Genomic DNA, 25,795 nt, shown 5'->3' with positions numbered 1-25,795 from the left:
TCTCGGTGGCGCACAGCAGGGAAAGCGATACCGGAAGGCGCGTCGTCACACCTGGGCGGTCGCGAACTGGCCGGGGGTGCGGCCGGCCCCGGCGGGCCCCCGGTAGCACTGCGCGATGTCCAGCCAGTGGTCGGCCTCGCTGCCGGTGGCGACGACCTCCAGGTCGTCACGGTGGCGCCGCCTGGTCACCAGGAGGCAGAAGTCGGCGGCGGGCCCGGTGACCTTCTGCGGCGAGTCCTCGGGGCCGAACGCCCACAGCTTGCCCGAGGGCGCGGTGAGCTCGAAGCGGAACTCGGTCGCGGGCGGGGTCTCGCCACGCGACAGGTAGCCGAAGTCCCTGGTCAGCACCGCGAACACGACCAGATGCTCGATGCGGTCGGTCAGCTCACGCCGTTCCCCGAGCGCGTCGAAGATGTCCTGGCCGTGCGCGAACTGCTCCATGATGCCCGCGCAGGCGAGGATGATGGGCGGCAGCGGGTTGACCAGCCACGGCACGACCTGTCCGGCCGGCACTGCGGCGAGCGCCCCGACCACCCTCTCGCGCTCGGCGCGCCAGCGCCCGAGCAGCACCTCGGGGGTGTCGTCGGCGTAGAGCGCGAGAGCGGCGTTCACCGCGCCGTTGAAGTCGTGCTCGGCTCCCGCGATCATGGCCTTGAACGCCTCGGCGTCGGACGCCGCGGTCCCGGCGAGCCGGAAGATGAAGGCCAGGTGGGCGATCTGGTTCGCGATCGTCCATCCGGGCGCGGGGGTGGGCAGCTCCCACTGCGACGCATCGAGGCCGGCCACCAGGCGGTCGAGCTCTTCGCCCTCCGCGGTCAGGGCCTCAAGCACGTTGTCCAGCTCGGTCACGCGTCTCTCCTCTCACTGGAATGGGATGCCTAATCGACTCGAAAGGCGGAACACTTATATTCAGGAAGTTATCCGGCCGAATTCAATTGACGTTCTTGAAACAAGCATGCATCAATGAAATTACCGGTGTCTTCTCCGTGTGTGCTTTTCGCGAATGGGCGGCCTGATCTCCCCCGCGGACCGCGCTCGGCGGGCCGCGGGGGTGGCGCTCAGGTGAGCGACGGGCCGCCGTCGCGGTGCTCCGCCGTACGGGCGAGCGGGGCGGGGCTGATCCAGCTCCCCGCCCGCCGTGCCGCCGCCATGCTCGCCCACGAGGTGAGCTCGACCAGCGCCCGGTCGCCCGGCGTGCCGGCGCGGAACTCCTCGATGACCGTCTGGTCGACCTGGTAGGAGGCGATGGCCGTGAGCAGCGCGAGCCGGCCCGCCGGGCGCTGGGCGGGCGGCAGGCCCGACACCGCGCCGGTCACCCAGGCACGTCCGAGACCGGGCGGCTCGCCGTTCCACACCGCCAGCTCGGCGGCGACCATCTCGCGCACCTGGGCCGGCACCGAGCGGCGGCCCACGGCGTCGATGGCGGCGGCGGCCTGGGCGAACGCCTCGGCGAGGTGTGGCGTGCCGTCCGCCCAGGACAGGTCCCCGGGCAGCGGGGCGGCCGGCAGCAGGTCGAGCGAGGCGCCGGGCATCCCGAGCCTGCGCGCCGCCGGGCGCATGATCAGGCCGAACAGCCGCATGAGGCCGCCGCGCGCCCTGTCCGGCACTTCGGGCGGCAGCGGGGAGTCGCCGAGGAAGACGTTGACCATGCGGTTCAGGTAATGGAAGGTGACCGCCACCCCGGCCAGCTCCCTGGTCTGCTCGGCCGGCAGCGGGGCCTGGTGGAGGGCGGCGGTCTCCCGCGTGCCGCTCGCCCGCGCCCAGGCGGCGACGCCCCGCACGACGGGGTCGCCGATCGCCTCTTCGCGGCCGCCCACGATCTCGGCGGCGTGGCGTCCCGGCACGAGGCCGTCCATCGTGGCGCTGTGCACGTCGACGCAGTACGGGCACGCGTTGCCGAGCGAGACCGCGGTGGCGACCGCCTCCTTGACCGCCCTGCCGACGAGCCCCCCGGCGAGCAGCGACTCGCGCAGGATCGACCAGGAGGCCGCGAGGGCCTCCGGAGCCGGCGAGTGCAGGAGCATGGGGGGCGCGAGCATCCCGAAGTCCCGCTCGACCTGCGCGTAGACCCTGGTGACGAGGCCGGTCGCCTCACGCGGCCGTACCGGGGTGACGTGGCGCACCTGAGACAGCGTGCCGGGCAGTGTCGCCCGGCTGAGCACCTTGCCCATGGCCTGCTCCTCTCTTACTGGCGCAGCAGGCTGGGCACCAGGGGCAGTGCTCCGCGCCGGCCGGCGGTGGAGCCGTCCGGGGCCGGCGCCCCGTACGTCACGTCGACGCCGCGGCTCTGCGCGGCCTGGACGATGCCGGGGATGGCGCGCTCGGCGAGGGCGGCGATGGTCATCGCGGGGTTGACGTTCAGCGCGCCGGGGACGGCCGAGCCGTCGGTGACGAAGATGCCCGGGTGGCCGCGCAGCTCGTTGCGGTCGTCCAGCGCCGAGGTCGCCGGGTCGTCGCCGATGCGGCAGGACGCCAGCGGGTGCACGGTGTAGGCGCCCACCACGTCGTTGGTCCACGCCGCCACCTCGGCCAGCCCGTCGCGCTCCAGGATGTCCTTGACCTCGGCGTCCGCCTCGGCCCAGCCGCGCAGCGTGTTGGGGGTCGGGTCGTACTTGAGACGCCCGACGCCGAGCATCTGCTGCGACAGCCGGTCGGCGTTGCCGTGGGCGGGAGGCGGGCCGAAGACCCCCTCGTTGTCGTCCTCGGTCATCTGGAAGATGATCAGCCAGGAGCGCCAGCGCTTGAGGATCTCCTTCTTGTCCACGCCGAACCAGCTCGGGCCGGTGGCGCCGGGGACCTGCGCGAGGATGGTGCCGAGGCCGGGCGGGAAGTAGAGCTGCTCCAGCGAGAACCGCGAGTACTCCGGCAGCGAGCCGTCCAGGCGGTCCCAGCTCGCCACGACCGGCCCCTTGCCGATCTGGTTGGCCTCGTACGCCAGCCCGTCGCCGCGCTCCAGGCCGAGCACCTCACGGACCTTGTCCTCGTTGAGGATGGCGGTGTTGAGCCGCTCGCCGTTGCCGGAGAAGTACCTGCCGACGGCGTGCGGCATCGTGCCGAGCGTCGCCTCGCTGCGCTGGAGGATGACGGGGGTGGCGCCGGCGCCGGCCGCCAGCACGATGACCTTGGCGTCGATCGTGCCGCTCTCGCCGCGGATCCGGTAGTCCTCGTCGTCGATGAGGTCGTAGTGGACCCGGTAGCCGCCGTCGTCGGTCCGCGAGATCTTCTGCACCTCGTGCAGCGGCCGGATCTCCGCACCGTGCGCGATGGCCGCGGGCAGGTAGTTGAACAGCAGCGACTGCTTGGCGTCGAAGTTACACCCGGCCATCATCCAGTTGCAGTTGGTGCACTTGGTGGTGTCGATGGCGACCGGCACGGGGTTGGCCGTACGGCCGGCGTGGTTACAGGCCGCGGCCCACAGCCCCCCGGCGTACGAGACGTCGTTCCAGTCCTGCTGGGTGATCTTGATCGACTCCGCCACCCGGTCGTACCAGGGGTCGAGGGTGTCGCGGCTGACGGCGGCCGGCCACATGCGCCTGCCGATGCTGCCATGGCGCTCGAAGGTGTAGCGCGGCGCGCGGGGCATGGCGGCGAAGTAGACGACGCTGCCGCCGCCCACGCAGTTGCCGCCGAGGATGCTCATGCCGTCGCCGACGACGAAGTCGAAGGCCCGCGTGTACGAGGATCCGAGCTTGAAGTCGTGGTCGAAGTCCTGGCCCGTCAGCCATGGGCCGCGTTCGAGCACCACGACCCGCGCGCCGCCGGCCGCGAGGTGGTACGCCGCGATCGCGCCGCCGAAGCCACTTCCGACCACGAGGACGTCGGTGCTCTCGGTGCTGGTCATGCGGGGCTCCCTGAAGGGGTCGTGTCCGGGTGCAGGCGGGCCAGCGGCCGGCCGTAGGAGTAGTTCGGGAACCGCCACCGGCCGTCGGGGTCGGGCTTCTCGATGCCCATCGCGATCAGCCCGGGGTGCCCGGCGGCGATGGCGTCGGCGGTGTGGAGGTGGGCCGCCGAGTCGAAGGCCATGTTGCAGAACAGCGCGAGGCTGACCCAGAGCGGCTTCTCGGGGTGGCCGGGCGTGGTGAGCCGGTTCACCATGGCGGTCCTGTGCTCGAACGACAGCGCCACGAACGGGGGCACCGACTCGTCGAGCGCCAGCTCCTGCTCGGCGGCGTACGCCAGCGTGTGCTCGTTCAGCGCGCCGGCGAGGTCGCCGAGCGCGCCGCTCAGCCCCGTCGCGTCCCACTCCAGCAGGTCGAGGGCGCCCGCGGCCACCGCCCCGCCGCCCGTGGTGGCTCCCGCGACGGCCCTGTCGTCGGAGGACCGCTTCTCGCCAGGGACGATCGTGTCGGCGAACGCCTCGATCGTCATCGTCCTGGTCTGCTCTTCGTCTTGAGTTCGCGGCCGCATAGGCGTGTTCCTCGTCCGTCTAGGTCGACTGCTGACAGTTCATCGTTCGTCCACGGCCGCCTCCGATGCATCTTCTGAGTTGCTTTCACCTCCGCCCCCGGCGCCATTCCCGGCCCCCGCCGGAACGGGATATCAGCAGGCTGGGGGCTGGTAGGGGTTGTCGCGGGAGGTGGGGCGGCCAATTCTGATGGCATGGCGAAGTGCCGTCGATGTGGCGTCGTCGAGCGTCGTTTTTTCCGGATTTCGCGCCATATGTGGGTGGGAAAAATTCGCTGCCATGGAGTGAGAGCAGATGACGGAGGCTCGCTGTGACGAGTTCTCCCGTGTCAATCCGGGGTCAATTATCGCCACACCTCCAACGCACGGGAGGAGCAATGGAAAACGCAATCGAACAAGCCGTGATGCGTGTCGTGAAGAGTATGCACGAGAATCTCGGCGAGCAGCTCACAATCAATGACATGGCTCGCACGGCGATGTTCAGCAAGTTTCACTTCTCCCGCGTCTTCCAGCGGGTCACCGGGCTTTCCCCCGGGCGATTCCTGTCGGCGGTACGGCTCCAGGAGGCCAAGCGGCTCCTCGCGTCGACCTCGCTGACCGTCACCGACATCAGCCACAGGGTCGGGTACTCCAGCGTCGGCACCTTCAGTTCGAGGTTCACCAGCAGCGTGGGGCTCTCCCCCACCAAGTACCGCCAGCTCAAGAGCATCACGCCGCAGATGTCCGCGGCAGGCTCCGAGGACGGCACGGGGAACGGGCCCGTGACGACGGTCCGCGGGGACATCTCGTCACCGCTGAAGGACCAGCCCATCTTCGCCGGGCTCTTCCCCGACAGGATCCTCGAAGGCCGGCCCGTCAGGTACGTCGTCCTGCGCAAGCCGGGCCCGTACGTGCTTGAGGACGTCCCCCAGGGCGAGTGGCACCTGATGGCGCAGTCCGTGGCCCCTGGCCGCGAGGACGCCGTCAACCACGCGCCCGGAGGCGACGAGGCGCTGTGCATCGGGCGCCACGGGCCGATCACCGTACGGCCCGGCACGCACACGAAGGTCGCCGACCTCCACCTGCGGCCGATGCGCCCCCTCGACCCCCCTGTGCTGCTCGCCATGCGTGACCTGCTGTCCGTGAACGTCCCCCAGCTCACCCACTGAGCCGAAGCCGCCGGCGCGCCGTACCGCGAACGGCGCCCCACGTGGCGGCGTCCGATCCCCCAGCGGCGGGTAGCCGCCACCGACGCGAGACCGGCTCCCCTTCTCCCCCCGCCGAGCCGGGCGCGTCCCTTCTTTCCCGATGCGGACCCCCTAGCCGAGCAGGGCGCATCCCCCGTCTTCCCGATCCGGGCCCCTTCGCCGAGCAGGGCGCATCCCCCGTCTTCCCGATGCGGACCCCTCGCCGAGCTCCGTTCCTCTCGTCCCGGCTGGGGCATCACCACAGAAGGCGGGCAGCCCGTACAGATGGGCGCCCGCCATATCCGTGTATATCCGTCTATTTCCGTCGGGACGGCCTGCGCCTCCGCGGGCCTGCTCGGGCCCGCGGCGGCGCGGGTGTCACGCGGAGTGCACGGTCATCGGCAGCCCACCGCGTACGCGGAGGGACAGCATGGGCTCGGCGACCACGTTGTGGCCGGGAACCTTGGTGAGCCGCAGGTCACGCGCGACCATGGCGATCACGAACGTCGCCTCCATCATCCCGAGGTGGTTGCCGACGCAGAACCTCGGCCCCGCCCCGAACGGGATGTAGGCGTACCTGGGCCGGCTCGTGGGACGGTCCGGGTCGAACCTGTCGGGGTCGAACTTGTCGGGCGCGTCCCAGAAGGCCGGGTGCCGGTGGAGGGTGTACGGGCTGATCAGCACGTCGGAACCGGCCGGCACGTGGTAGCCGCCGACCTCGTCGTCCCCCTGGGCCTCCCTGGGGAGCATCCAGACGGGCGGGTAGAGGCGCATGACCTCCTCCACGACCATCGCGGTGTACCGCAGGCGGTGCAGGTCCTCGTAGACCGGCAGCCGGTCGCCGAGCACCTCGACCGCCTCGGCGCGCAGCCGCTCGCGGACCTCCGGATGCCCGTCGATGAGGTGGAATGTCCACGACAGCGTGCTCGCCGTCGTCTCGTGCCCCGCGAGCAGCAGGGTGACCAGCTCGTCGCGCATGCGCTGCCGGCCGACCCGGGGATCGGCCTCCTGCCGGGTCGAGCCGATCAGGCGGGACACGACGTCGTCGCCGCCCTCGCCGGTCCGCGCCAGGCGGTCGGCCACGAGGTGGTCGACGATGCGCTGGAGCTCCTTGCGGGCCCGGCGGAACCGGATCTGCTTGGGCAGGGGCACCCACATGGGGACCTTGCTCAGCGTCACCAGCTCGAACATCGCCTGGTCCTGCACGGCCTCGAACGAGTGCCCGATCGAGCTGAAGGCGCCGAGGTCGGCGTCGAGCAGGGTGCGCCCGAGCACGCCGAGGCTGAGCGAGGTCATCTCCTGGACGACGTCGACCGGCTCACCGCCCGTGTGGGACCGCAGCCGCTCGACCAGGTTCGCCGCCTCCTTGGCGATGATCCCGTCCTGCTGGGAGATCCGCTTGTTCTGGAAGACGGGCTGGATCATCCTGCGCTGCTTGCGCCACAGGTCGCCCTCGCTGGTCAGCAGCCCGTCACCGATGGCGCGCCGTGCCTGCACGAGGCCGACGCCCTTGTGGTAGTTGCCGCTGTTGTCGGCCAGCACGTGCTTCGCGTGGTCGGGGTGGTTGAAGAAGTAGAGGGTCTTGGGGCCGATCGACAGCCGGGCCGCGTCGCCGTACGTCGCGGCGAGCGACATCAGCGCGATCCGGTCCGTCGCCAGCTTCTTGAACAGGCTCGGCGCCGCCCAGGGCGGCGGCCCGGGAGGCACCCGGCGGCCGGCCGGTGACGCGGACGGCCGCTCGGGTGCCTTCTGGGTCTGGGGTCCGGTGACGGTCACGCCGGTACCTCGCTCCAATCAGGACTTATCTGCCGGAACTTGCCCTTGAAGACCAGCAGGGCGTCCCGATCCGTCTGCTGGTGCAGAGAGACCACTTTTCCGATGAAGATCGTGTGGTCACCGCCGTCATAGGTGCGCCACAGCTCGCACTCGAAGCTGGCGAGGGTGCCCTCGATCATCGGCACACCGGTCACCTCGCCGGGCATCCAGTCGACGTGGTCGAACTGGGCCGCGCCCAGGGTCCGCCAGCGGTCGGCGAAGTGCAGAGCCGCCGCCTCCTGGTGCGCGGCCAGCACCGACACCCCGAAGAAGCCCGTGTCCGTGAGGCACTGGTGCATCACCGCGCCGCGATCGACGCAGATCAGCACCAGTGGCGGCTCCAGCGAGACCGAGGTGAAGGAGTTGGCGGTCATGGCATGCGGGGTGGGGCCGCCCGTCGTCACCACCGTGACACCGGTGGCGAACGTCCCGAAGGCGCGCCGCAGCGACTTCGCGTCCGGCATCGGGCGGGTTGTCGTGGAGTTGTCGACGTTCACGCTGTCCTCCTGGCTTGTCCGGGTCCGCGGCTACGAGGCATACGGTTCGAGCGCCCGCGCCAAAGCGTCGGGGACCCTGGCGGGGACCGTGCGGGTGTTCGGCCCGCGCATGCACGCCACTCGCTGCCGGCCGCGGGCGACGAGGGTCTCGCCCTCTCCCGGGTCGAGGCGGACGTAGTCGAAGCTGAACTCGACCTGGGTCTGCGCCAGCTCCTGCAGCCGCATCCTGATCGACAGCTCGTCGAAGGCCGTGATCTCGGCAAAGAACTCGCAGTCCACCTTCAGCGTGAAGAGCTTCAGGTCGTCCTGGAGGTCGGCGAGCACCTCGGGCGCCCGCTGCTTCAGGAACATCTCCCTGCAGCGTCCCTGCCACCGCAGGTAGTTGACGTAGTAGACGTTGCCGACGATGTTGGTCTCTTCGAAGCCGACCGTGTGCTGGTATTCGTAGTACTTGCCCATGGCCTACGACCGCCCTTCCGTGAGGACTGCGAACACGACTGGGGACTGGGCGTCCCTGAGCGTCGTGGCGAGCGTCGAGACGCGCACACCGCCCGACGCGAAGACCGCCCACGCGTCCCGTCCCGCCGGGGCGAGGGTCAGGGGAGCGTCCAGCGGGAGGCCGGCGCCGCGAAGGCACTCGACCGCGGTCAGCACCCGCGTCGCCGCGGTGCCGAGGCCCTCACCGGTCTCCGCGGAGACCAGCCCGGCCAGCGGCGCGTGCGCGCCGAGCAGCTCAAGCCACTCGGCCTCCGGCCGCTCGGTCACCGGCGCGACGCCGGAGCCGAGCGTGCCCTCGGCGGCGACGCACAGGGTCACGCCCGCTCCGTGGGACGCCGAGACCGCCGGGCCGCCGTCGATCTCCAGCCCGCCGCCGGGAAGGTGCCGGACCTCGACCTGCCGGCCGAGCGCGCGCCCTGCCGCCACGGCCGTACGGGCCAGGCGCTCGGCGTCGCCGTCCGGGCCGTCCGGATGGCGCGGTTCCACCGCGACCGCCACCCGGGCGCCGACCAGGTCCTCCAGCGTGCGCTCCAGGTAGGAGCCGAGGAGCGGGGTCACCCACGGGCCGCGCCCGTCCTTCTTGCGCACCGCCTGCAGGCGCAGGCCCTCCCACCGCTCGACGACCTCGCCCTCCGCTGTGCGCACGGCGATGTCGTAGATGTAGGTGTCACCGACGCGCTCCCGCTCGGTGGCGCAGTAGCGCAACTCGCCCGCCGCCGCCAGCGCGGCGCCGCCGGGGTGGATCCTGTCGATGCCGACCGGCAGCAACGTGGCGTCCGGCACGCAGACCTGGTTGCCGTGCATCAGCGCGTCGCGCATGCCCGGGTCGCCGAGCAGCAGCTCGCCGGACAGGAAGCCGGCGAACCAGTCCCTGGCCGAAAGCGCCGCCACGTCGGCGTCGACGTGGCGCGCGGCGGCCCTGTGGTAGCGGCGCAGGCGGTGGAACCGCCCGCCCTGGAACAGCACGTCGCCGTACATCTCGGTCGCCGGGTCCAGCGGCACGACCGGCAGGCCCTCGCCGACCTGGCTCGGCGGGCCCTCCGGCGCCGCCTCGCCGGTGAACCGCAGCCGCGCGCGGAAGTGGTCCACCTCGAAGCCGGTCTCCGCGCTGCGGATGGCCACCTCGAGCGTGTCGTCGTCCTCCGTGACGGTGGCGGCGATCCGTATCGTGGTGCTGCCCTCCGGCGGCACGATGATCGGCCGCAGGAACTCGGCCCGCTCGATCACCGGGACCGCTTCACGGCCGATGGTGGCCGAGGCCACCTGCGTCATGGCCTCCATGCCGAACACGGCCGGGAACAGCAGGTTGCCGTCCAGGAGGTGGTCGGCCAGGTAGAGGTCGGTGCCGGCGTTCATCTCGGCCTCGGTGACGAGCTCGACACCGTGGTAGCGGATCAGCGGCTTGTCGACGAAGCGCAGCAGCGGCAGCGACGGCAGGTCGTAGCGGACGGTGTCGATGCCCTCGGTGCGCCCGCTGATCACCACGACGGTGGGGGCGTCGGGGTCGGCGACCAGCCGCCGCATGATCTGCACCCCCTGCTCGGGGGAGATCGGCGCGATGCCCTTGGCGGCGAGACCCTCGACGACCGAGAGCCGCTCGCCCATGCCGACGTCGGACCAGACGGACCACTCCATGCAGATCGCGCGGCACTGAGGGTGCCGCTCGGCCACCTCACGGGTGAGGTCCGCCAGCCAGTCGTTGGCCGTGGAGTAGTGCGCCTCGCCGTGCAGACCGGCCCGGCCGATGATGCTGCCGAACGACACCAGCAGGCGGAGCCGGCCGGGGTCGACGACGTCGAGCACGTTGCGCAGGCCGTCGACCTTCGGGGCGAAGGTGCGGCGGAAGGCGGCCATGTCGAGGGTCGGCAGGCCTCCTGGCTCGTTGCGCCCCGCGCCGTGCAGCACGGCGGTGACCGGCCCGAGCGCCGCCTCCAGCTCGGCGATCCCGCCGCGCACCGCGGCCGCGTCGGTGACGTCGGCTCGTGCGTAGTGGACCGTCACGCCGGAGTCGGCCATCCTGCGGAGGTTGTCGGCCAGCTCCTGGTCGGCGGCCGGGTCGGAACGGCCCAGCACGGCCAGCTTGGCGCCGGTGTCGGTCGCCACCGCCAGCGCGCACTCGGCCGTGATGCCCTTGCCGCCACCGGTCACCAGCAGCACGTCGCCGCCGTCCAGCGGCAGCTCCGTACGGGCCGGACGTACCGGCATCGCGCGCATCGTCGGCACCCGGCGCACGCCCTCGGCGTCGTAGAACGCCTCGGCGAACCTGGTGGTCGACCCCACCTCGGCCACGACCCAGGCGACCGCCTCGGGCGTCGCCGGCACGTGGACGATGGTGGTGCGCAGGTGGGGGGCCTCCAGCTGGAGCGTCTTGGCGAGGCCCGCCGCGCCGCGGTCGTGCTGCACCACGACGAACCGGGTGCCGGCCGCGCTCGCGATGGCCGCCTTCGCGCCCAGCAGCGCCTGCTCCAGGTGCTCCTCGGCGCAGTCCTGCGGGAGGACGACCAGCACGCCGGAGCCGACCTTGCCGCCTTCGAGCGCCTGCCGCAGCGGCGCGGCGAGCGGGGAGTCCCCTGCCGCGTAGAGCTGCCACTGCCCGTTCTCCTGGGGCGAGGTCCGCGCCGGGAGGCGCAGCTCGTCCAGGTCGACGGCGAAGGGCCGAGCCCACGACGCGGCGCCCGCCACCAGCGACGCCGGGGCGGCCTCGGCGGAACCGGCGTTGGCCGCCAGCGCGTCGAGCGCCTCCGACAGCTCGCGCAGGCTCGCCGTGGCGAGGTTGGTCGGCGCCTGGGAGGCGGGCACGCCCAGCTTCTGGGTGGCCTGGTCGATGATGTGCATCACCGTGACCGAGCTGAGGTGCAGCTCGTCCAGCGGCCTGCTGTCCTCGCTCACCATCTCCAGCGGCAGCTCCGCGCGCTCGGCGGCCAGGCGCCGCAGCAGGTCGATGCTCGACTCCGCCGCGTCCCCCACACCCTGCGCCGCCGTGTCGCCGGCGACGGCGGGGGCCGCCGTCAGCGGCTCCTCGGCCCGCCGGGCGGTGGCCGCGATGGTCACCTGCGGCGCCTTCTCGACGGGGCTCTGGAAGTAGCTGAACTCGGTGCCGACCTCCAGCGGCCGGACCAGCCGGCCGTGGAACAGCTCCTCGTGCACGATCGGGACACCGGCGACATAAGCCGCGCCGGCCACCCGGAGCAGCCCGGTCAGCGACTCATCGTCGGTGTCCAGCGCGACGGCCGGGACGTCCGTGACGGACGCCGCCAGCCCGCTGAGCACCCGGCCTGGACCGACCTCGATGAGCAGGTCCATGTCCTTGGCGGCGGCCTCCACGGCCTGGGTGAACAGGACCGGGTCGGTGATCTGGCCGCGCAGCAGCGCCGGGATGTCGGTGTCCGGGGTGAGCGTCACCCCGGTCACGGTGGAGACGATCGGCCGGTCGACCGGGCCGAAGTCCTCCCCGGCCAGGTGCTCGCCGAACTCCTCGGCCGCCGGTGCGACGAGCGGAGAGTGGAAGGCGTGCGACACCGGCAGCTTGGTCCACTTCAGGCCCGCGCCGGCGGCCTTGCGGCCGAACTCCTCGATCGCGTCGACCGGTCCGGCGACGACGGTCTGGTCGGGACCGTTGTACCCGGCGATGACGACGGGCAGCTCGCCCGCCAGCTCGGTGACCGTGTCGGGGGTGGCGCGGACGCTGGCCATGGTGCCCGAGGCGCTGTGCTCGGTCATGGCCTTGCCGCGGACGCCCGCGACCCGCAGCAGGGTCTCCTCGTCCATCGCGCCGGCCCAGTGCAGGGCGGAGATCTCGCCCAGGCTGTGCCCGACCGCGACGTCCGCCTCCACGCCGATCGCGGCCAGCGCGCGCAGGCCGGCCATGGAGCCGGTCACGATGCGCGGCTGGGCGACCGCCGTGGCGACCATGTCGCCGGTGGTGGGCAGGTTCGCCTTGACGTAGATCTCCTCCACCTCGGCGAAGCGCCGGCGCAGCGCGCCGCCGCTGGTGCCGCGGCCCGAGCCCTGTCCCGGGAAGAGGAAGCCCACCCGGCCTGGCCCGTCGGCCTGGCCGAAGAAGGCGCGGCCGTCGGGGGCGAACAGGCTGGTCTCGCCCTCGTCGAGCGCGGTCAGCACCCGCTTGAGCTGCCGCTCGGCGTCCTCGGGCGAGGACACCACGACGGCGGCCCGGTACGGCAACTCGCGCAGGTCGCGCTGCAGGGTGGCGGCGAGGTCGGAGAGCTGGCCGTACGACACCTTGATCACGAAGTCCGCCAGCTCGGCGACCCGCTCGCGAAGCGCCTGCGGCGAGGCGGCGTCGGCGAGGAGCAGTTCCGCGTCCTGCAGGGAGGAGGCCAGGGTCTTGGTGCGCGTCGAGAGCGGCGCGCGCTTGCGTGGCCCGGACTTCTCCAGCACGACGTGGGTGTTGATGCCGCCGAAGCCCATGGCGGTGATGCCGGCGCGCACGGGCGCCCCGGCCGGCCAGGGCTCGGCCTTGCGAAGGACGCGGAGCGTCGCCGACTCGCTGGTCAGGATGTCGTGCGGGTCGACGCAGCCGATGGCCGGCGGGAGCACCTGCTCGTGCACCGCCATGGCGGCCTTGATCAGGCCGGCGACGCCGGCCGCGGCCTTGGCGTGCCCGATCATTCCCTTGATGGAGGTGACCGCCGCGCGCGTGGCGCCGGGGTCGGCCTCGGCCCGGGCCTCGGACAGCGCCGTGAGCTCGGTGGCGTCCCCGACGGGGGTGCCGGTGCCGTGGCCCTCGAACAGCTCCACGGTCTCGACGCCGAAGCCGGCGCGCTCGTAGGCCCGGCGCATCGCGAGCTTGTAGCCGCTGACCTCGGGCCGGGTGATGCCACCCTTGCCGTCGGAGGAGATGCCCCACCCGGCGATGGTCGCGTAGATGCGGTGACGGGCCTTGACGGCCTCCTCCTCGCGCATCAGCACGATCATTCCGCAGCCCTCGCCCGGCCAGAAACCGTTGGAGTGCCGGTCGTACAGGCGCATCTCGCTCTTTGCGAGGGCTCCGGTCTTGGCGAAGCCCACGATCTCGAACGGGTCGATCGAGAGGTCGACGCCGCCGACGATGGCCACGTCGATCTCGTTGTCGATCAGCGCCTTGCACCCGGTCGTCACCGACAGCAGCGACGAGGAGCAGGCGCCGTCGACGGTGTAGCCGCCGCCGTTGAGGTCGAAGTAGTTGCAGATGCGCCCGGCGATGGTGTTGGACAGGCCGCCGGCCAGGGTGTCCTCGTCGATGGAGGGGAACGGGCTCTTGTAGGTGGTCTCAAGGTCGGCCAGGAAGGTGGCGAGCCGCTCGTCGTCCCAGCCCTGCTCCTTGAGCACCGCGGCCACCGTGCGGCGCACGTACGGCCAGCGCAGGCGCATCACGTTGGCGCGGGTGAACTCGCCGGTGAGGGTGTTGCCCACGATGACGCCGGTGCGCTCCCGGGGCAGGCCCTCCGCCCCGGGGAAGCCCGCGTCGGCCAGGGCGAGGCCCGCCATGTCGAGCGCGAGCCAGTGGGTGAGGTCGGTGGAGCGGTACGTGCTGCCGCCGATCTTGTAACCGACACGGTCGAACTCGTAGCCCTCGATGACCGCCGCGGTGCGCGCGTAGAAGGTGTCCGGGTGCGCCGGGTCGGCGTCCCAGTAGTCCTCCAGGCGCATGCGCACGTCGGGCAGTCTCCGGAACGCGCGGCGACCGGCGAGAGCGTTTTCCCACAGCTCTCTCGGCGATGTGGCGTCCGGGTACCGGCACGCCATGCCGACGATCGCGATCCTGGTCATACGGTCGCGACCTCTTTCCCTGTGGCCGGGACCCGCTCTACGGGCACCTCGGAGACGGCCTGGCGGGCCTGGGCCTCACGCTGCTCGCGCGCCTTGTTGACGAAGTGCAGCGCCCAGAAGAACCCGCCGCGGATGGCGCAGACGCCGGCCGTGGCGAAGAAGAGCGCGTAGGAGATGTGCACCGCGGTCAGCAGGCCGTAGAGCAGGGCGATGCCGCCGCCGAAGGCGACCTGGGAGGCCGGTTTCGACGGGCTGGTGCCCGGGTCGGTGACCATGTAGTTGCTGAAGAGCACGAACGCGACGCCGGTCATCATCCCGAGGGCCGCCGGTATCGAGGTTCCGAAGAAGAGGCCTCGCACGATGGCCTGGAGGGCGAAGACGCCCACCCAGCCGAGGATCAGCGGCATGCGGTTCGTCAGCTTCCCGTTCAGCATCGTGCCGCCGATGATGATGATCCCGGGGATGATCCAGTCGAACCAGGTGTCGGTGTGCTCGGTGAAGTGGTACGGCGGTGCGATGCTGGCCCAGGGCAGGAGCAGCAGGACGACCGCGATGCCGAAGTTCGACGGGTTCATGAAGTGCCGCATGCGGCCCTTGACCGGGGCTCGCAGCACCCACTTGGCGCCGACCGCGACGACGACTCCGAAGAGCAGCACGAGGATCTGGTCGTTGACGTAGATCAGCATGTTCATCGCGAGGGATGTGATGTGCGCTGGGTACAGGAACTGCATCAGGCCGCGGAACCCCAGCCCCGTGTAGCGCGGAGCGCGCTTCTCGACCTTGGCTCCGATGTACTCGAGCCCGATCTCGGTGGCGTAGCCCGTGGCGAGGGCGAAGAACGGCCACAACCAGGGCTGCTCGAACCCGAGGACGGTGTATCCGAAGATGTTGAAGACGGAAATCGAGATCGCGAAGTTGCGCAGCGCGATGATTACCTTGGGGTCATGACGCGGCGGCGCACTGGGCTTCGTCTCAGCCATGTCGATCACTTCTCCTTGGCCTGCTGGCCGAGCACGAGCGAGTGCCAGCCCGTGGTCAGCTGAAGATCCTGGTCGTGAACCTGTCCGGTGCGGTCGCGCCAGCGGAGGTGCACCTGCACCGGACCGGTGACGTTCTGGCCCAGACCGATGTGGACGTCGGTGGAGCGCCGGCCGGAGTGGCCGCTGCTGCCGTCGACGCGGCCGATGAACGACCGGCCGTCCGCCGTCTTCACCGTGACCTGGGCGCCGGTGACCGGTGAGCCGGGAGCCGGAAGCGTCCCCGCGACCGGAGCCTGGTCCCGGGTGAGCCGCAGCCCGAGGTACGCGCCGGAGGAGGCGCTCTGGTTCTGGTAGAAGACCGGCTCGCCCCACTGCCTGGCGACGGCGAAGTCCACGAGGCCGTCACCGTCGGAGTCGCCGGTGGCGATGCCGCGGGTGGGCACCGGGATGGCGAGGCCGAGCTCGGGGGCGAGGTCGACGTAGCGTCCCGTCGGGCCCTTGGCGAAGAAGTGCAGCGTCTGGTTCCCGCCGATGTCGTCGCCGGCCTGCGCGTTCGGCCACCAGAAGGGGTTCTGCAGCAGCTGGTCGTTGGCCGTGGCCAGCTCCTGGAGCTGCGGCCACCGGTCGGTCTGGCCCTTCACGAACCCGGTCGCCTGGGCGATCGACAGCTCACCGGCGTTGTTGAAGTCCTCCATCTTGACGTCCCAGCCCCAGCCCGACCACGCGGTGCCGGAGGGAGCGCTCTCGTCCTTCCACGGCGCCTCGCCGGCGCGCAGCTTGGCGCGCAGGTCGGCCTGGTTCTTGGCCGTGGACATGAACTGGAAGTTGCTCTCCTCGATGCCCCACGACGTCGTGATGTTGCTGACGAACATGTCGTAGATGCCGTCGTGGTTGAGGTCGCCGAAGTCCACGCCCATGCCCTTGAAGGAGTCGTGGCCGATCGTCTTGGACTTGGGGATTAGCGGCGTGCGGACGCCCTCGACGGGCGAGAGCTTGATGTGCCCCGGGGTGGACTGGTTGTAGAACATCCGGTCCGGGCCGAAGTCGTTCGCGAGGTAGAGCTCGGGAAGCTGGTCGCCGTCCAGGTCGGCGGCGGCGGCTCCGAGCTCCCAGCCCTTCGACGCCTCCTTCGACAGGACGTTGTCCAGGCGCTGGTAGGTGACCGAGGGATTGTCACCCGTGGTCGCCCCGGTCCAGCGGAAGAAGTAGTCCTCGCCGCCGTTGTGGCCGTCGGACATCGAGTGGTTCATGTGGACGCCGCCGCTGACGGTGGAGTCGAGAACCGGGCTGTCGGCGAAGTAGTTGCCGATGAAGATGTCGTCGTGGCCGTCCCCGTCGAAGTCGGCGACGGTGGCGGTGTTGCTGTTCCACTGCGGGCCGGTGTACTGGCCGTTGGTGGAGTTCGCGCCGGGCACCAGCTCGGTCGGCTGGTAGGCGTCGGCCCCCAGCTTGGTCGCGTTCGGCTTCGCCAGGTACACGATCGGGGTGCGGCCCCACATGTAGACCAGCAGGTCGATGCGGCCGTCCTCGTTGTAGTCGCCGGGGACGCAGCCCATGGGCGCCATGTGGTCGTTCATCGGCAGCGCGCCCGGGTTCAGGGCGAACGGCGCGTACCGGTCGGAGCGGGCACCCGGGGTCGGCGTCACGACGACCTGGTCGATACGCGTGTCGACGAGGCAGAGGTCGTTGGAAAGCCCGTCACCGTCGAGGTCGTTCATCGCGATCGCCGCACCGACCGAGGAGATCCACGCGTCGATGTGCTTGTAGTCCTTGTTCACCTTGCGGATCGTCTGCTCTGTGTATCCACTGGGCAGGGCGATGGACAACGGCTTGAACGAGAACTTGCTCGCGATGGTCGCGGTCTCGGCCGCGGAGTACGAGGGCAGGCGGGCGATCAAGAAGACGCTCGTGACCAGCACGAGGGCGACGATTCCCGGTAGCTGCCTGCGCAGCCAGCCAAGGGTCGCAGTCACGGGCTAACACCTCCAAGAGAGACAAATTGGTCGGCAATCCGCCGGCGCCACACTTCATAGGCCGGCACATCACCCTGGATCCGCTGGTCGGGGCGGGATTCGTTGCTGATCCGCGCCGCCTGCTCCGGCGTCACGCCGCAGAAAACCCGGGTGGCGATCTCCGTGGCGGGCACCACCAGTCCCGGCTTCACCCGGGCCTCGGCCGCGAAGGCGGAGCCCTGGGCGAGCTGCGGGCGGTATACGCCCGCCCGGTCCCTGAACGCCCGCAGCTCGTCCTCTTCGGCGCCGCAGGCATAGGTGGCCGCCAGCCCGGCGCCCGCGTAGAGGTCGCCTCGCCGGTGCTCGGGGAACCGGTTGATCATCGTGGTGACCACGTCGACGTCGGTGCCCCCGACGAACCACATGGCCCGCCCGATGCCCTGGTCGATGACGCGGTTGGCGTACCCCTGCGGGGCGTCGGCCGGCCACGGGAAGCCCGGGTCCTGGTACTGCCCGTGCACGTACTGGTCGGTGCGGAAGTAGGCCTGGTGGAACCCGTATCCGTCGAGCGCCAGATACCGCAGCAGCGGGTCGGGCGCGTAGAGCTTGGACCACAGGAACTTGGGCAGCCGCGCCATCGCCCAGCCGACGCCGACGTAGACCAGGTAGATCTGGGCGTCACCCCGCCGGCCGGCGAGGAAGCCGGCGACCTTCGGCCCGCGCGAGAGCGGCGTCGCGTCGAGGATGGCGAACCCCATGCCCGCGCCCTCGTAGGCGAAGCCCCGGAACCGCTCCGGAATCTCCTCCAGACGCTCCTCGGCCTCGGCGGGCGTACGGGCCTCCGCCGCGTAGGCGTAACCGGTGAGGAACGTCTCGCCGACCTTCTCCAACAGGTCTCGGGCTTCCGGGCTCTTCACGTGGAAACCACGTGTCGAGAGCTTCGTCTCCGAGACGTTGGGTGTCAGAATACGGCTTCTCAATGACCGTAGAATGCTGGCCAATTGCCTCTCCCTCCCCTCGGGGGTTTCCCCTTCACCGTGGGGTAATCTTTACCTAAATGTAGCCATATAGGCCGACCTCGGGTCCACTTCAAACGTGCTCAGCAGAAGGAGGGAACCGTTTTCCGGGCATGCTCGAATGAGCCGCCCGGCCAAAAGGATCCCGCCCCACGCGAGAATCGCCGTACGCCGTCAAGCGGCGGGGGTGTCAGCTCGGGACACGGTCTCCCGACGAAATGAAATGCGCGCTTATCGCGCGCCGCCACAATTCATATGCGGGAACCGATTCGGTTCCGCCGGACTCCACGGCGGTGCTGTCGGCGAGCGCCACGGCGCCCTCCATCGACAGGTCGGCCAGGATGGCGGCGGCCATCTCGGTGTGCTGCGGCACGAAGCCGGCGAAGTCGCGCGCCTTGGCCGCGAAGACCACACCCTGGGCCAGCTCGGGATGGTGGTCGCCTGCCGCGCGGCGCAGCGCGGTGAGCCCCTCGGCCACGGAACCGCCGGCGAACGTCGCCGCCAGGCCGACCCCGCTCCACAGGTCGGCCTGCCGGTGAGCCGCGAAACCCCCCACCCTGGCGGCGATGTCGGGGACCCGCCCCGCGTGGATGAACCACAGTGCGCGGCCGATGCCCTGGTCGACGGCCCGCAGGAAGTAGTCGGGAGACCCTTCCCAGGCGTAGGGGGTGGGGACGCGCTGCTCGTCGACCCAGCGCCGGGTGTCGAAGTAGGCGCGGTCGAAGCCGTACCCGTCCACCGCCAGCCAGCTCATGGTCGGGTAGTACGCCGACCCGCTCAGGTCCGGCATGATCTTCTTCCACAGCGGCCTGGGCAGGCGTGCCATGGCGAAGCCGATGCCGATGTAGGTGAGGAAGATGTGCGGCTGCCCGGGGCCGAGGAGCAGATCACGGGTGCGGGTGCCCCGGCCGCCGCCCATCGAGTCGACGATCGTGAAAGCCATCGTCGCGCCCTCGTAGGCGAATCCGCGCAATTCCTGGTCGACCATGCTCAGCCGGCGCTCGACCTCCCACTGGTCACGCGCGTCGATTCCCCATTCGAATCCACAGATCACCGCCTGGGGAATGGCCTCCAGCTTGCGCGTTGCGGGCGACGGCGTGGACGGGAAACCGCGCACGCTGAAAGTCACGTCGGCCAGCGACGGAGTCAGCACGAGCCTGCGCAGGGAACCTAACAGGGTTGGCATAATGCTCCTCGTCTTTTCGCCGTCAGCCGATGACGGTTACTCCCACCAGCGTGACCATTTAATGGTCATATGCCGATCGTTGAGGCACATCTCCCTGATTGCTGTGCTAAGTAATGATCTGTAGTGAATCGTGTTGCCAGTACCCAGAAAGAAAGAAGCCCCCGCGGAAGCAGGGGCTTCGATGGAACAGAGCGGGGTCCCCCCCTAGCCGGTCCACCCGCTGACGCGCCACGCGGCGGGGCTGGAGCTCGGCGCGGCCGGCCGGCGCGCGGAGCGGGCGCCGTCGACCCACGCGGGGGCCGCGGACGCCGCTGCCGCGCGAGCGGCGGAGGCGGCGCGGGCGTTCAGGACGGTGATGAGCGCCGCCAGTTCCTCCGGTGTCGGATTGCCGCGGATCACCCTCAGGTACAAGCTCTGCGCCATGTCGTACCTCCGGTCGGGACCCGCCCTCTTCAGCGCTCTTATGAGGGTCGCCCCCGGGCCGGGAGGGCCGCAACTTCTCGAATGCGCAGCTGGAACGCGATTCCCGGCGCGCGCCAAGCGGGGGCGTGTCAAGCGCCGGGCGTGGCAGGAAGCGGCGGCGGCGGGGCAGCTTGCTGACTCGGCGAACCCTGTCCCGCCGGCAGCGAAAAGCGCAGAGTTGGTGGTGCGAGAACGAATGACAGCCGAGAAGAGGGGTCAAGACAATGACGAACGCAGTGGCCTTTCCCACCCGCGGGAACATCGCCCTCGAATTACCCGCCGTCGCCGAGCCCGCCGGCCACACCTGTGGGCTCGAATGGCCCGAACGCCCCCCGCTGGTTCCCATGGGCCCCGCGGGCGCCGCGTCACCGCACATCGAACTGAACACCGACGAGCCGGGAATTCGCGGCCTGTTCCGTTTCCGCCCGGAGACGGCTCTCCCCTTGAACGCGCTTTCCGAGGTGCTGCTGTGCGGGGAGAGCACGCTGACCCGCGGTGAACGCGAATTGATCGCGGCCTATGTCTCCGCGCTGAACCAGTGCAGGTTCTGCTTCTACACCCACGCGGCATTCGCGGCCGTACGGGCTCCCGAGGGCATGACATTGGTGGAGCAGGTGTGCGCCGACCTCGAGTCGGCGCCGGTCTCCGACAAGCTCAAGGCCCTGCTGGCCATCGCAGGGGCGGTCCAGGAAGGCGGGAAGCGGGTCTCCAGGCAGCACGTGGCCGAGGCGAGGGCGGCGGGCGCGTCGGACACCGAGATCCACGACACCGTGCTCATCGCCGCGGCGTTCTGCATGTACAACCGCTACGTCGACGGCCTGTCCACCTTCGCCCCCGACGACCCCGCCGTCTACGCCGCACGGGCCAAGATGACGGGCGGATACCTCGCCGTACTGGCCGAGTCGCAGCGTCAGGCGTCATGACAGGGCCACCCGGCTCGCCGCGACCTCCGACCTCTGGGTCCGCGTGAGCCGGGTGGCCGTGCGCCGCGCGCGTTTACGAGAAGAAGTCGTCGATCACATAGGAATCGTACGGGAAGCTCCAGCGCTCGGCGATTTTGCCGTCGACGATGCGGAATACGTGAACACCCCGGCCATCGAGGATCTTGCCGTCACGATTTCCCCGGATACGGAGCAGGACCGCCACGTGCTCGTCATCGGCGAGAAACGCGTCGGGGTCGTACCGCAGGGAACTCTCGGTCTGGTCCCCGAGCTTTCCGAGATAAGTTAATACGTCCGCCTTGCCGGTGTGGTCGCCGGCCAGTGAACCCTGGCCGGGAACGTGGAATACCACGTCTTCCGCGAGCAGGTTGTCGCGAATGTAGTCCAGGTCACCCTTGGCGATCGCGTCGTAACTCTCGCGGGCGGGGTTGACGTTGGGATGTTCGGACATGAACGGCCTCCTGGAGATGGTGCGGATCTTTTGGGGGGCGACGGTGACGCTACGCCTGGCCGCGAGAGCAAACAAGGGAGTTAGGACAGACTTACCTTATGGTCACGTCCCGGTAACGACGGCGGGAAAGACCCCGGCCACCATTGAGGAGGCGCGGAGAAACCGCCCGTTGACATCGGGGCCATCCGGTAGCGAACATGAGCGTCTGTCGGATGGATCTGTTCGCCCACGACTGCGAGTGAGGAGGCCCCTCCTCGCCGGTGAGGAATCGACCATGCCCCACATCAGCCTCAACTCAGATGAACCGGGGATCCGTGGCCTGTTCCGTTTCCGTCCGGAGACGGCCCGCCCGCTCAACGAGCTGGTGGAGGTGCTGCTCCGTCAGGAGAGCACCCTTTCCCGGGGCGAGCGGGAGCTGATCGCGGCGTATGTGTCGGCGCTGAACCAGTGCCGCTACTGCTACTCCTCCCACGCCGCCTACGCGGCGGCGCAGCTCCCCGAGGGCATGGAACTGGTGGAGCAGGTCCGCGCCGACCTCGACGCCGCGCCCGTGTCCGACAAGCTGAGGGCCCTGCTCGCCATCGCCGGCGCGGTCCAGCGGAGCGGGCGTGAGGTCGGCGACAAGGACGTCGCCGAGGCCCGCGCGGCGGGAGCCACTGACCTGGAGATCCACGACACCGTGCTGATCGCCGCGGCGTTCTGCATGTACAACCGCTACGTCGACGGCCTCGCGACAATCGCCCCCGATGATCCCGCAGGCTACGCCGCCCGGGCGAGACGGATCGTCTCGGACGGCTATCTGGGGCTGCTCGCCGAGTCGCAGCGCCAGGCCTGACACCACCGACGTCAGTCGACGCCCGTCCCACCCCCCGAAAGAGCGCCGAGCAGACGCGTACGCCCGACCGACGTCCGTGGAGGAGACCCATGGCCAGCCACTCAAGCGCGTTACCCCCCAGAGCGGACCTGCTGACCTCGCTGAACACCGACTACCACCGAGCCGGGCTGAACGTCTTCCTGGTGATCGTGCTGGCGCACTGGGCCGAGCACGTGGCGCAGGCGATACAGATCTACGCCCTGGGCTGGCCGGTGCCCGAGGCGCGCGGCGTGCTCGGACGGCCGTTCCCGTGGCTGGTGACCTCCGAGTGGATGCACTACGGGTACGCGCTGGTCATGCTCGTCGGGCTGATCGTGCTCCGCAAGGGCTTCACCGGCCGCTCCCGCACCTGGTGGAACATCTCGCTGGGCATCCAGGTGTGGCACCACCTGGAGCACCTGCTGCTGCTCCTCCAGGCGCTCACCGGCTACCACCTGCTGGGCAGGCCGGTGCCCACCAGCGTGATCCAGCTGCTGGTGCCCCGCGTCGAGCTGCACCTGTTCTACAACGCGATCGTGTTCGCGCCCATGGTGGTGGCCATGTGGCTGCACCGCAGGCCCACCCCCACGGAGCGGGCGTCGATGAACTGCCGCTGCGCGACCGCCGCGGCCTGAACGACGCGAGCCCCGGAAAATCCCTGTCCTCGACGCACATGGAGTGCTCATGCCCTTTGTCGCATCGGCCGCCGGCTCACCCGGCACCGCGGCTCCGCCCCGCCACCGCCCGCAGGCCGCCCGGCCGCTGAGCAGGCCGGCCCGGGCGGAGCGTGAGGTCCGATGACGACATCAGGCGAGCACGTCCACCGTTACCTGATCATCGGTGCCGGCCCGGGCGGGCTGCAGCTCAGCTATTTCCTGCGGCGCGCCGGGGCCGACTACCTCACCCTGGAACGCGAGGAATCCCCCGGCGGCTTCTTCCGCCGCTACCCGCGCCACCGCAGGCTCATCTCGCTGAACAAGGTGCACACCGGCGAGAAGGACCCGGAGATCGCCCTGCGCTGGGACTGGAACTCCCTGCTCAACGACTCACCCGACCTGATGTTCCCCCGCTACTCGCAGGAGTACTTCCCGAGCGCGGACGACCTGGTGCGCTACCTCGCCGACTTCCAGCGGGAGCACGCGCTCAACGTCCGGTACTCCACGCCCGTCGACCGCGTCGAGAAGGTCGACGGGCGCTTCGTCGTGCACGCGGGGGACGATGTGTTCCGCGCCGAATGCCTGATCATGGCCACCGGCTGGGGCGGCCCGCACATCCCCGACATCCCCGGCATCGAGCTGGCGGTGGGATACGAGGACATCTCGGTGTCCGCGGAGGACTTCACCGACAAGCGCGTGCTGATCATCGGCAAGGGCAACTCGGCGTTCGAGACAGCCCAGGCCATACTCGGCCAGGCCGCCATCATCCACCTGGCCAGCCCGAGCCCCGTACGGCTCGCGTGGACGAGCAAGCACCCCGGTCACGTGCGCGGCCAGTACGGCGCGCTGCTCGACAGCTACTGGTTCAAGACCCTGCACGGCGTGCTCGAATGCCAGGTCGACCGCATCTGGCGCGAGGGCGACCGCTACAAGGCCGCGATCACCTACACCCTCGCCGAAGGCGAGCAGGCGGTCCTGGAATACGACGCGGTGCTGCGCTGCACGGGCTTCACCATGGACACCGGCCTGTTCGACGCCTCCTGCATGCCCGAGCTCGCCCCGAACGGGCGGATGCCGGCGATCCGCCCGGACTTCCAGTCGGCGAACGTCGAGGGACTGTACTTCGCCGGCACCCTGATGCAGGCCCGCGACTTCAAGCGCGCCTCCTCCGCCTTCATCGACGGGTTCCGCTACAACCTGCGCACGCTGGCCGCCCTCCTCGCCGAGCGCTACGACGAGGCGCCGCTGCGCCAGGAGGTGCTGCCGGTCGACCCCGGCCGGCTCACCGCGACCATGCTGGACCGGGTCAACTACAGCTCGGCGCTGTGGACGCAGTTCGAGTACCTGTGCGACGTGTACGTCGTCGACGAGGCGGCCGGGCAGATCCTGCACTACGAGGACCTGCCCGAGGACTACGCGGTCGAGCGGTTCGCCGGCCACCCGCTGTACTTCACCGTCACCCTGCGATGGGGACGGCAGGACTACGGCGACGTGTTCGCGATCCAGCGGCACCCGACCCCGGAGCGGGCGCACGAGAGCGCCTTCCTGCACCCGGTCGTCCGGGCTTGGCGGCATCGCGAGCAGGTCGGCGAGCGGCACCTGCTCGAAGACCTGCTGGCCCAGTGGCGCGACCCGGTCAGGCACGTACAGCCGCTGCGCGCGTTCCTCGCCGCCCGCCTCGGCGCGCGGGAAGACCTGTCGGACGACCCCGCCCGAGCCGGCGGGAGCCCGTCAGACGACCTCGCCTGAGCTCGCGGGAGCGTGTCGGACGAGCCCGCCTGAGCTCGCGGGAGCGCGTCAGACGACCTCGCCCGAACCGTCCGGGGCGACCAGGTGCGCCACCAGGTGGTCGACGACGTCGGCGGCCCGCCCGCGCCGGTCGTGGGCGGCGCGCTGGCGTGCCGCCCCGGTGCCGGCGACGCGGAGCCGCCGCAGCCGCCGCGTCACCATGTCGAGGTCGCCGGCCTCCTCCAGGGCGGGACGGATGTGCCGCAGCAGCCCCGAGAGCAGGTCACCGGCCGGCCGCAGCTCACCGGCCACCGGGTCGACGCCGTGCCCGTCCAGGCCGTCGCGGGCCGCCCGCCAGTACGCCACCCGCAGCCGCTCGGCCGACACGGGCGTACCCGGATCGCCGCGCTCGACCCGCTCCAGCGACACCACCACCAGGGCGCGCACGACGGCCGCGAGCAGCGCGGACTCCTCGGCGGTGGCGGGCACGTCGGTCACCCGGACCTCCAGCGTGGGCAGCCGCGCCGACGGCCGTACGTCCCAGAAGATCGTCCCGGGATCCACCAGGGCCCCCGAGTCGGTGAGCACGCCGACCAGCTCGTCGTACTCGCTCAGCGAGCCGAAGTACGGCGGCGGCCCCGCCACCGGCCACTTGCCCCAGCACAGCGTGCGCCAGCTCGCGTATCCAGTGTCGCGACCGGCCCAGTACGGCGAGTTGGCCATCATCGCGATCAGCACCGGCAGCCACGGGCGCAGGTGGTTGCTCACCAGCACGGCCCGCTCCCGGTCCGGCAGGTGCACGTGGACGTGGCCGGCGCAGATGCTCTGCTCGTCGTGCAGCCCGCGGTAGTTGGCGATGCCCACCCCGTAACGGGGATGGTCGGTGATCGGCGGCGGGACCACGTCGCCCAGCACGGGCGTGCCTGAGGCGACCACGGCGAGCCCTTCCGCGCGGGCCGCGGCGGCCACCACCGACCGCATCCGCCGAAGCTGGCCCTCCAGCTCCGAGACGTCGGCGCACGGCGTCGTCTTGGCCTCCACCTGGAAGCGGGTGATCTCGGTGCAGACCTGGTCGCCCAGCTCCGCCTCCGCGCGCCGCACGATCGAGGCCGCCCTCGGCGCGACCTCCCGCGTGGCCGGGTTCACGACCAGGTACTCCTCTTCCACCCCCATCAGCGGGCAGACCGCATCGAAAGGTAGCGGCTGTGCTTCGTCCACGATCGCCGTCATCCCGACTCCCACCTTGGAAAGATCGCCCCTTGTCAGCGTCCGCGTCATGGACGAGACTTGGCGGCCCGCTTCTCAACCACGCCACGTTACCCAGGCGCATCCGCGATTCGCAGGCGCGAAACGGCATTTCACCCGGAAGAGCATCCTGGAAGAAGCCCAACTACCGGATATCCCACCATGAGTGCCTGATT

Annotated in this window: 20 protein-coding genes; 5 read left to right on the top strand and 15 right to left on the bottom strand. The window is 70.6% G+C overall.

From position 1 onward, the window contains the following. Positions 1-45: 45 nt before the first annotated feature. The 4 genes from OG589_RS03380 to OG589_RS03365 all read right to left on the bottom strand — a co-directional run bounded on the left by OG589_RS03380 (position 46) and on the right by OG589_RS03365 (position 4,407). The gene (locus tag OG589_RS03380; RefSeq protein WP_405146045.1) at positions 46-849 is read right to left on the bottom strand and encodes a TIGR03084 family metal-binding protein; all 804 of its coding nucleotides are present in this window, start codon (positions 847-849) and stop codon (positions 46-48) included. A gap of 209 nt (positions 850-1,058) precedes the next feature. After that, positions 1,059-2,171, bottom strand: a complete 1,113-nt coding sequence (locus OG589_RS03375) for a carboxymuconolactone decarboxylase family protein (RefSeq protein WP_405146043.1) — start codon at positions 2,169-2,171, stop codon at positions 1,059-1,061. Between the two features lie 14 nt (positions 2,172-2,185). Next, positions 2,186-3,841 carry an FAD-dependent oxidoreductase gene (locus OG589_RS03370; protein WP_405146041.1) on the bottom strand — a complete coding sequence of 552 codons (1,656 nt, stop codon included), beginning with the start codon at positions 3,839-3,841 and terminating at the stop codon, positions 2,186-2,188. Beyond that, the gene (locus tag OG589_RS03365) at positions 3,838-4,407 is read right to left on the bottom strand and encodes a DUF5987 family protein (protein ID WP_405146039.1); all 570 of its coding nucleotides are present in this window, start codon (positions 4,405-4,407) and stop codon (positions 3,838-3,840) included. The genes OG589_RS03370 and OG589_RS03365 overlap by 4 nt, the downstream gene beginning before the upstream one ends. Before the next feature lie 458 nt (positions 4,408-4,865). On the opposite strand from OG589_RS03365, the gene OG589_RS03360 reads away from it, so the two are divergent. Beyond that, a complete protein-coding gene (locus OG589_RS03360) occupies positions 4,866-5,552 on the top strand; it encodes a helix-turn-helix transcriptional regulator (protein WP_405146037.1) in 687 nt (228 codons plus the stop codon). A gap of 396 nt (positions 5,553-5,948) precedes the next feature. On the opposite strand, the gene OG589_RS03355 is transcribed toward OG589_RS03360, so the two are convergent. The 9 genes from OG589_RS03355 to OG589_RS03315 all read right to left on the bottom strand — a co-directional run bounded on the left by OG589_RS03355 (position 5,949) and on the right by OG589_RS03315 (position 19,706). Then, the gene (locus tag OG589_RS03355; protein WP_405146035.1) at positions 5,949-7,346 is read right to left on the bottom strand and encodes a cytochrome P450; all 1,398 of its coding nucleotides are present in this window, start codon (positions 7,344-7,346) and stop codon (positions 5,949-5,951) included. Further along, on the bottom strand, positions 7,343-7,882 hold the full coding sequence (locus tag OG589_RS03350) for a flavin reductase family protein (protein ID WP_405146033.1): 540 nt from the start codon (positions 7,880-7,882) through the stop codon (positions 7,343-7,345). The genes OG589_RS03355 and OG589_RS03350 overlap by 4 nt, the downstream gene beginning before the upstream one ends. Positions 7,883-7,912: 30 nt before the next feature. Next, positions 7,913-8,341: an acyl-CoA thioesterase gene (locus tag OG589_RS03345; protein ID WP_405146031.1), complete on the bottom strand. Its 429-nt coding sequence runs from the start codon at positions 8,339-8,341 to the stop codon at positions 7,913-7,915. Between the two features lie 3 nt (positions 8,342-8,344). Then, positions 8,345-14,149 carry a type I polyketide synthase gene (locus OG589_RS03340; RefSeq protein WP_405146029.1) on the bottom strand — a complete coding sequence of 1,935 codons (5,805 nt, stop codon included), beginning with the start codon at positions 14,147-14,149 and terminating at the stop codon, positions 8,345-8,347. After that, a complete protein-coding gene (locus OG589_RS03335; RefSeq protein ID WP_405146027.1) occupies positions 14,146-15,129 on the bottom strand; it encodes an enediyne biosynthesis protein in 984 nt (327 codons plus the stop codon). Before OG589_RS03335 ends, OG589_RS03340 begins: the two co-directional genes overlap by 4 nt. A 5-nt stretch (positions 15,130-15,134) precedes the next feature. After that, positions 15,135-17,102 (bottom strand): CRTAC1 family protein, encoded by a 1,968-nt coding sequence (locus tag OG589_RS03330; protein ID WP_405146025.1) that lies wholly within the window; start codon positions 17,100-17,102, stop codon positions 15,135-15,137. Beyond that, positions 17,099-18,061: a DUF1702 family protein gene (locus OG589_RS03325; RefSeq protein ID WP_405146023.1), complete on the bottom strand. Its 963-nt coding sequence runs from the start codon at positions 18,059-18,061 to the stop codon at positions 17,099-17,101. Before OG589_RS03325 ends, OG589_RS03330 begins: the two co-directional genes overlap by 4 nt. A 226-nt stretch (positions 18,062-18,287) precedes the next feature. Beyond that, positions 18,288-19,283 carry a DUF1702 family protein gene (locus OG589_RS03320; protein ID WP_405146021.1) on the bottom strand — a complete coding sequence of 332 codons (996 nt, stop codon included), beginning with the start codon at positions 19,281-19,283 and terminating at the stop codon, positions 18,288-18,290. Between the two features lie 204 nt (positions 19,284-19,487). Beyond that, positions 19,488-19,706: an acyl-CoA carboxylase subunit epsilon gene (locus tag OG589_RS03315; RefSeq protein WP_405146019.1), complete on the bottom strand. Its 219-nt coding sequence runs from the start codon at positions 19,704-19,706 to the stop codon at positions 19,488-19,490. 263 nt (positions 19,707-19,969) lie between these two features. Between OG589_RS03315 and OG589_RS03310 the strand changes: the two genes are divergently transcribed. After that, positions 19,970-20,668, top strand: coding sequence for a carboxymuconolactone decarboxylase family protein (locus tag OG589_RS03310; protein ID WP_405146017.1), 699 nt, complete (start codon positions 19,970-19,972; stop codon positions 20,666-20,668). Positions 20,669-20,741: 73 nt separating this feature from the next. On the opposite strand, the gene OG589_RS03305 is transcribed toward OG589_RS03310, so the two are convergent. After that, positions 20,742-21,137 (bottom strand): nuclear transport factor 2 family protein, encoded by a 396-nt coding sequence (locus OG589_RS03305; RefSeq protein WP_405146015.1) that lies wholly within the window; start codon positions 21,135-21,137, stop codon positions 20,742-20,744. A 274-nt stretch (positions 21,138-21,411) separates the two neighbouring features. On the opposite strand from OG589_RS03305, the gene OG589_RS03300 reads away from it, so the two are divergent. From OG589_RS03300 to OG589_RS03290, 3 genes are all read left to right on the top strand, one after another. Then, the gene (locus OG589_RS03300) at positions 21,412-21,972 is read left to right on the top strand and encodes a carboxymuconolactone decarboxylase family protein (RefSeq protein WP_405146013.1); all 561 of its coding nucleotides are present in this window, start codon (positions 21,412-21,414) and stop codon (positions 21,970-21,972) included. An 89-nt stretch (positions 21,973-22,061) separates the two neighbouring features. Then, entirely contained in the window at positions 22,062-22,625 is a 564-nt protein-coding gene (locus OG589_RS03295; protein ID WP_405146012.1) for a hypothetical protein, read from the top strand. A gap of 162 nt (positions 22,626-22,787) precedes the next feature. Further along, positions 22,788-24,395 carry an NAD(P)-binding domain-containing protein gene (locus OG589_RS03290; protein ID WP_405146010.1) on the top strand — a complete coding sequence of 536 codons (1,608 nt, stop codon included), beginning with the start codon at positions 22,788-22,790 and terminating at the stop codon, positions 24,393-24,395. A 48-nt stretch (positions 24,396-24,443) separates the two neighbouring features. On the opposite strand, the gene OG589_RS03285 is transcribed toward OG589_RS03290, so the two are convergent. Beyond that, the gene (locus tag OG589_RS03285; protein WP_405146008.1) at positions 24,444-25,604 is read right to left on the bottom strand and encodes a glutamate--cysteine ligase; all 1,161 of its coding nucleotides are present in this window, start codon (positions 25,602-25,604) and stop codon (positions 24,444-24,446) included. Between the last annotated feature and the right edge of the window lie 191 nt (positions 25,605-25,795).

The organism is Sphaerisporangium sp. NBC_01403, assembly GCF_045040145.1.
GTDB classification, from domain to species: domain Bacteria; phylum Actinomycetota; class Actinomycetes; order Streptosporangiales; family Streptosporangiaceae; genus Sphaerisporangium; species Sphaerisporangium viridialbum.
This window is presented reverse-complemented; position numbering and strand designations above follow the sequence as displayed.

Coding starts and splice junctions, on each gene's coding strand:
- OG589_RS03375 (WP_405146043.1), bottom strand. CDS start 2,171: ATGGGCAAGGTGCTCAGCCGGGCGACACTGCCCGGCACGCTGTCTCAG.
- OG589_RS03370 (WP_405146041.1), bottom strand. CDS start 3,841: ATGACCAGCACCGAGAGCACCGACGTCCTCGTGGTCGGAAGTGGCTTC.
- OG589_RS03365 (WP_405146039.1), bottom strand. CDS start 4,407: ATGCGGCCGCGAACTCAAGACGAAGAGCAGACCAGGACGATGACGATC.
- OG589_RS03360 (WP_405146037.1), top strand. CDS start 4,866: ATGGCTCGCACGGCGATGTTCAGCAAGTTTCACTTCTCCCGCGTCTTC.
- OG589_RS03345 (WP_405146031.1), bottom strand. CDS start 8,341: ATGGGCAAGTACTACGAATACCAGCACACGGTCGGCTTCGAAGAGACC.
- OG589_RS03340 (WP_405146029.1), bottom strand. CDS start 14,149: ATGACCAGGATCGCGATCGTCGGCATGGCGTGCCGGTACCCGGACGCC.
- OG589_RS03335 (WP_405146027.1), bottom strand. CDS start 15,129: ATGGCTGAGACGAAGCCCAGTGCGCCGCCGCGTCATGACCCCAAGGTA.
- OG589_RS03320 (WP_405146021.1), bottom strand. CDS start 19,283: ATGCCAACCCTGTTAGGTTCCCTGCGCAGGCTCGTGCTGACTCCGTCG.
- OG589_RS03315 (WP_405146019.1), bottom strand. CDS start 19,706: ATGGCGCAGAGCTTGTACCTGAGGGTGATCCGCGGCAATCCGACACCG.
- OG589_RS03310 (WP_405146017.1), top strand. CDS start 19,970: ATGACGAACGCAGTGGCCTTTCCCACCCGCGGGAACATCGCCCTCGAA.
- OG589_RS03305 (WP_405146015.1), bottom strand. CDS start 21,137: ATGTCCGAACATCCCAACGTCAACCCCGCCCGCGAGAGTTACGACGCG.
- OG589_RS03300 (WP_405146013.1), top strand. CDS start 21,412: ATGCCCCACATCAGCCTCAACTCAGATGAACCGGGGATCCGTGGCCTG.
- OG589_RS03295 (WP_405146012.1), top strand. CDS start 22,062: ATGGCCAGCCACTCAAGCGCGTTACCCCCCAGAGCGGACCTGCTGACC.
- OG589_RS03290 (WP_405146010.1), top strand. CDS start 22,788: ATGACGACATCAGGCGAGCACGTCCACCGTTACCTGATCATCGGTGCC.
- OG589_RS03285 (WP_405146008.1), bottom strand. CDS start 25,604: ATGACGGCGATCGTGGACGAAGCACAGCCGCTACCTTTCGATGCGGTC.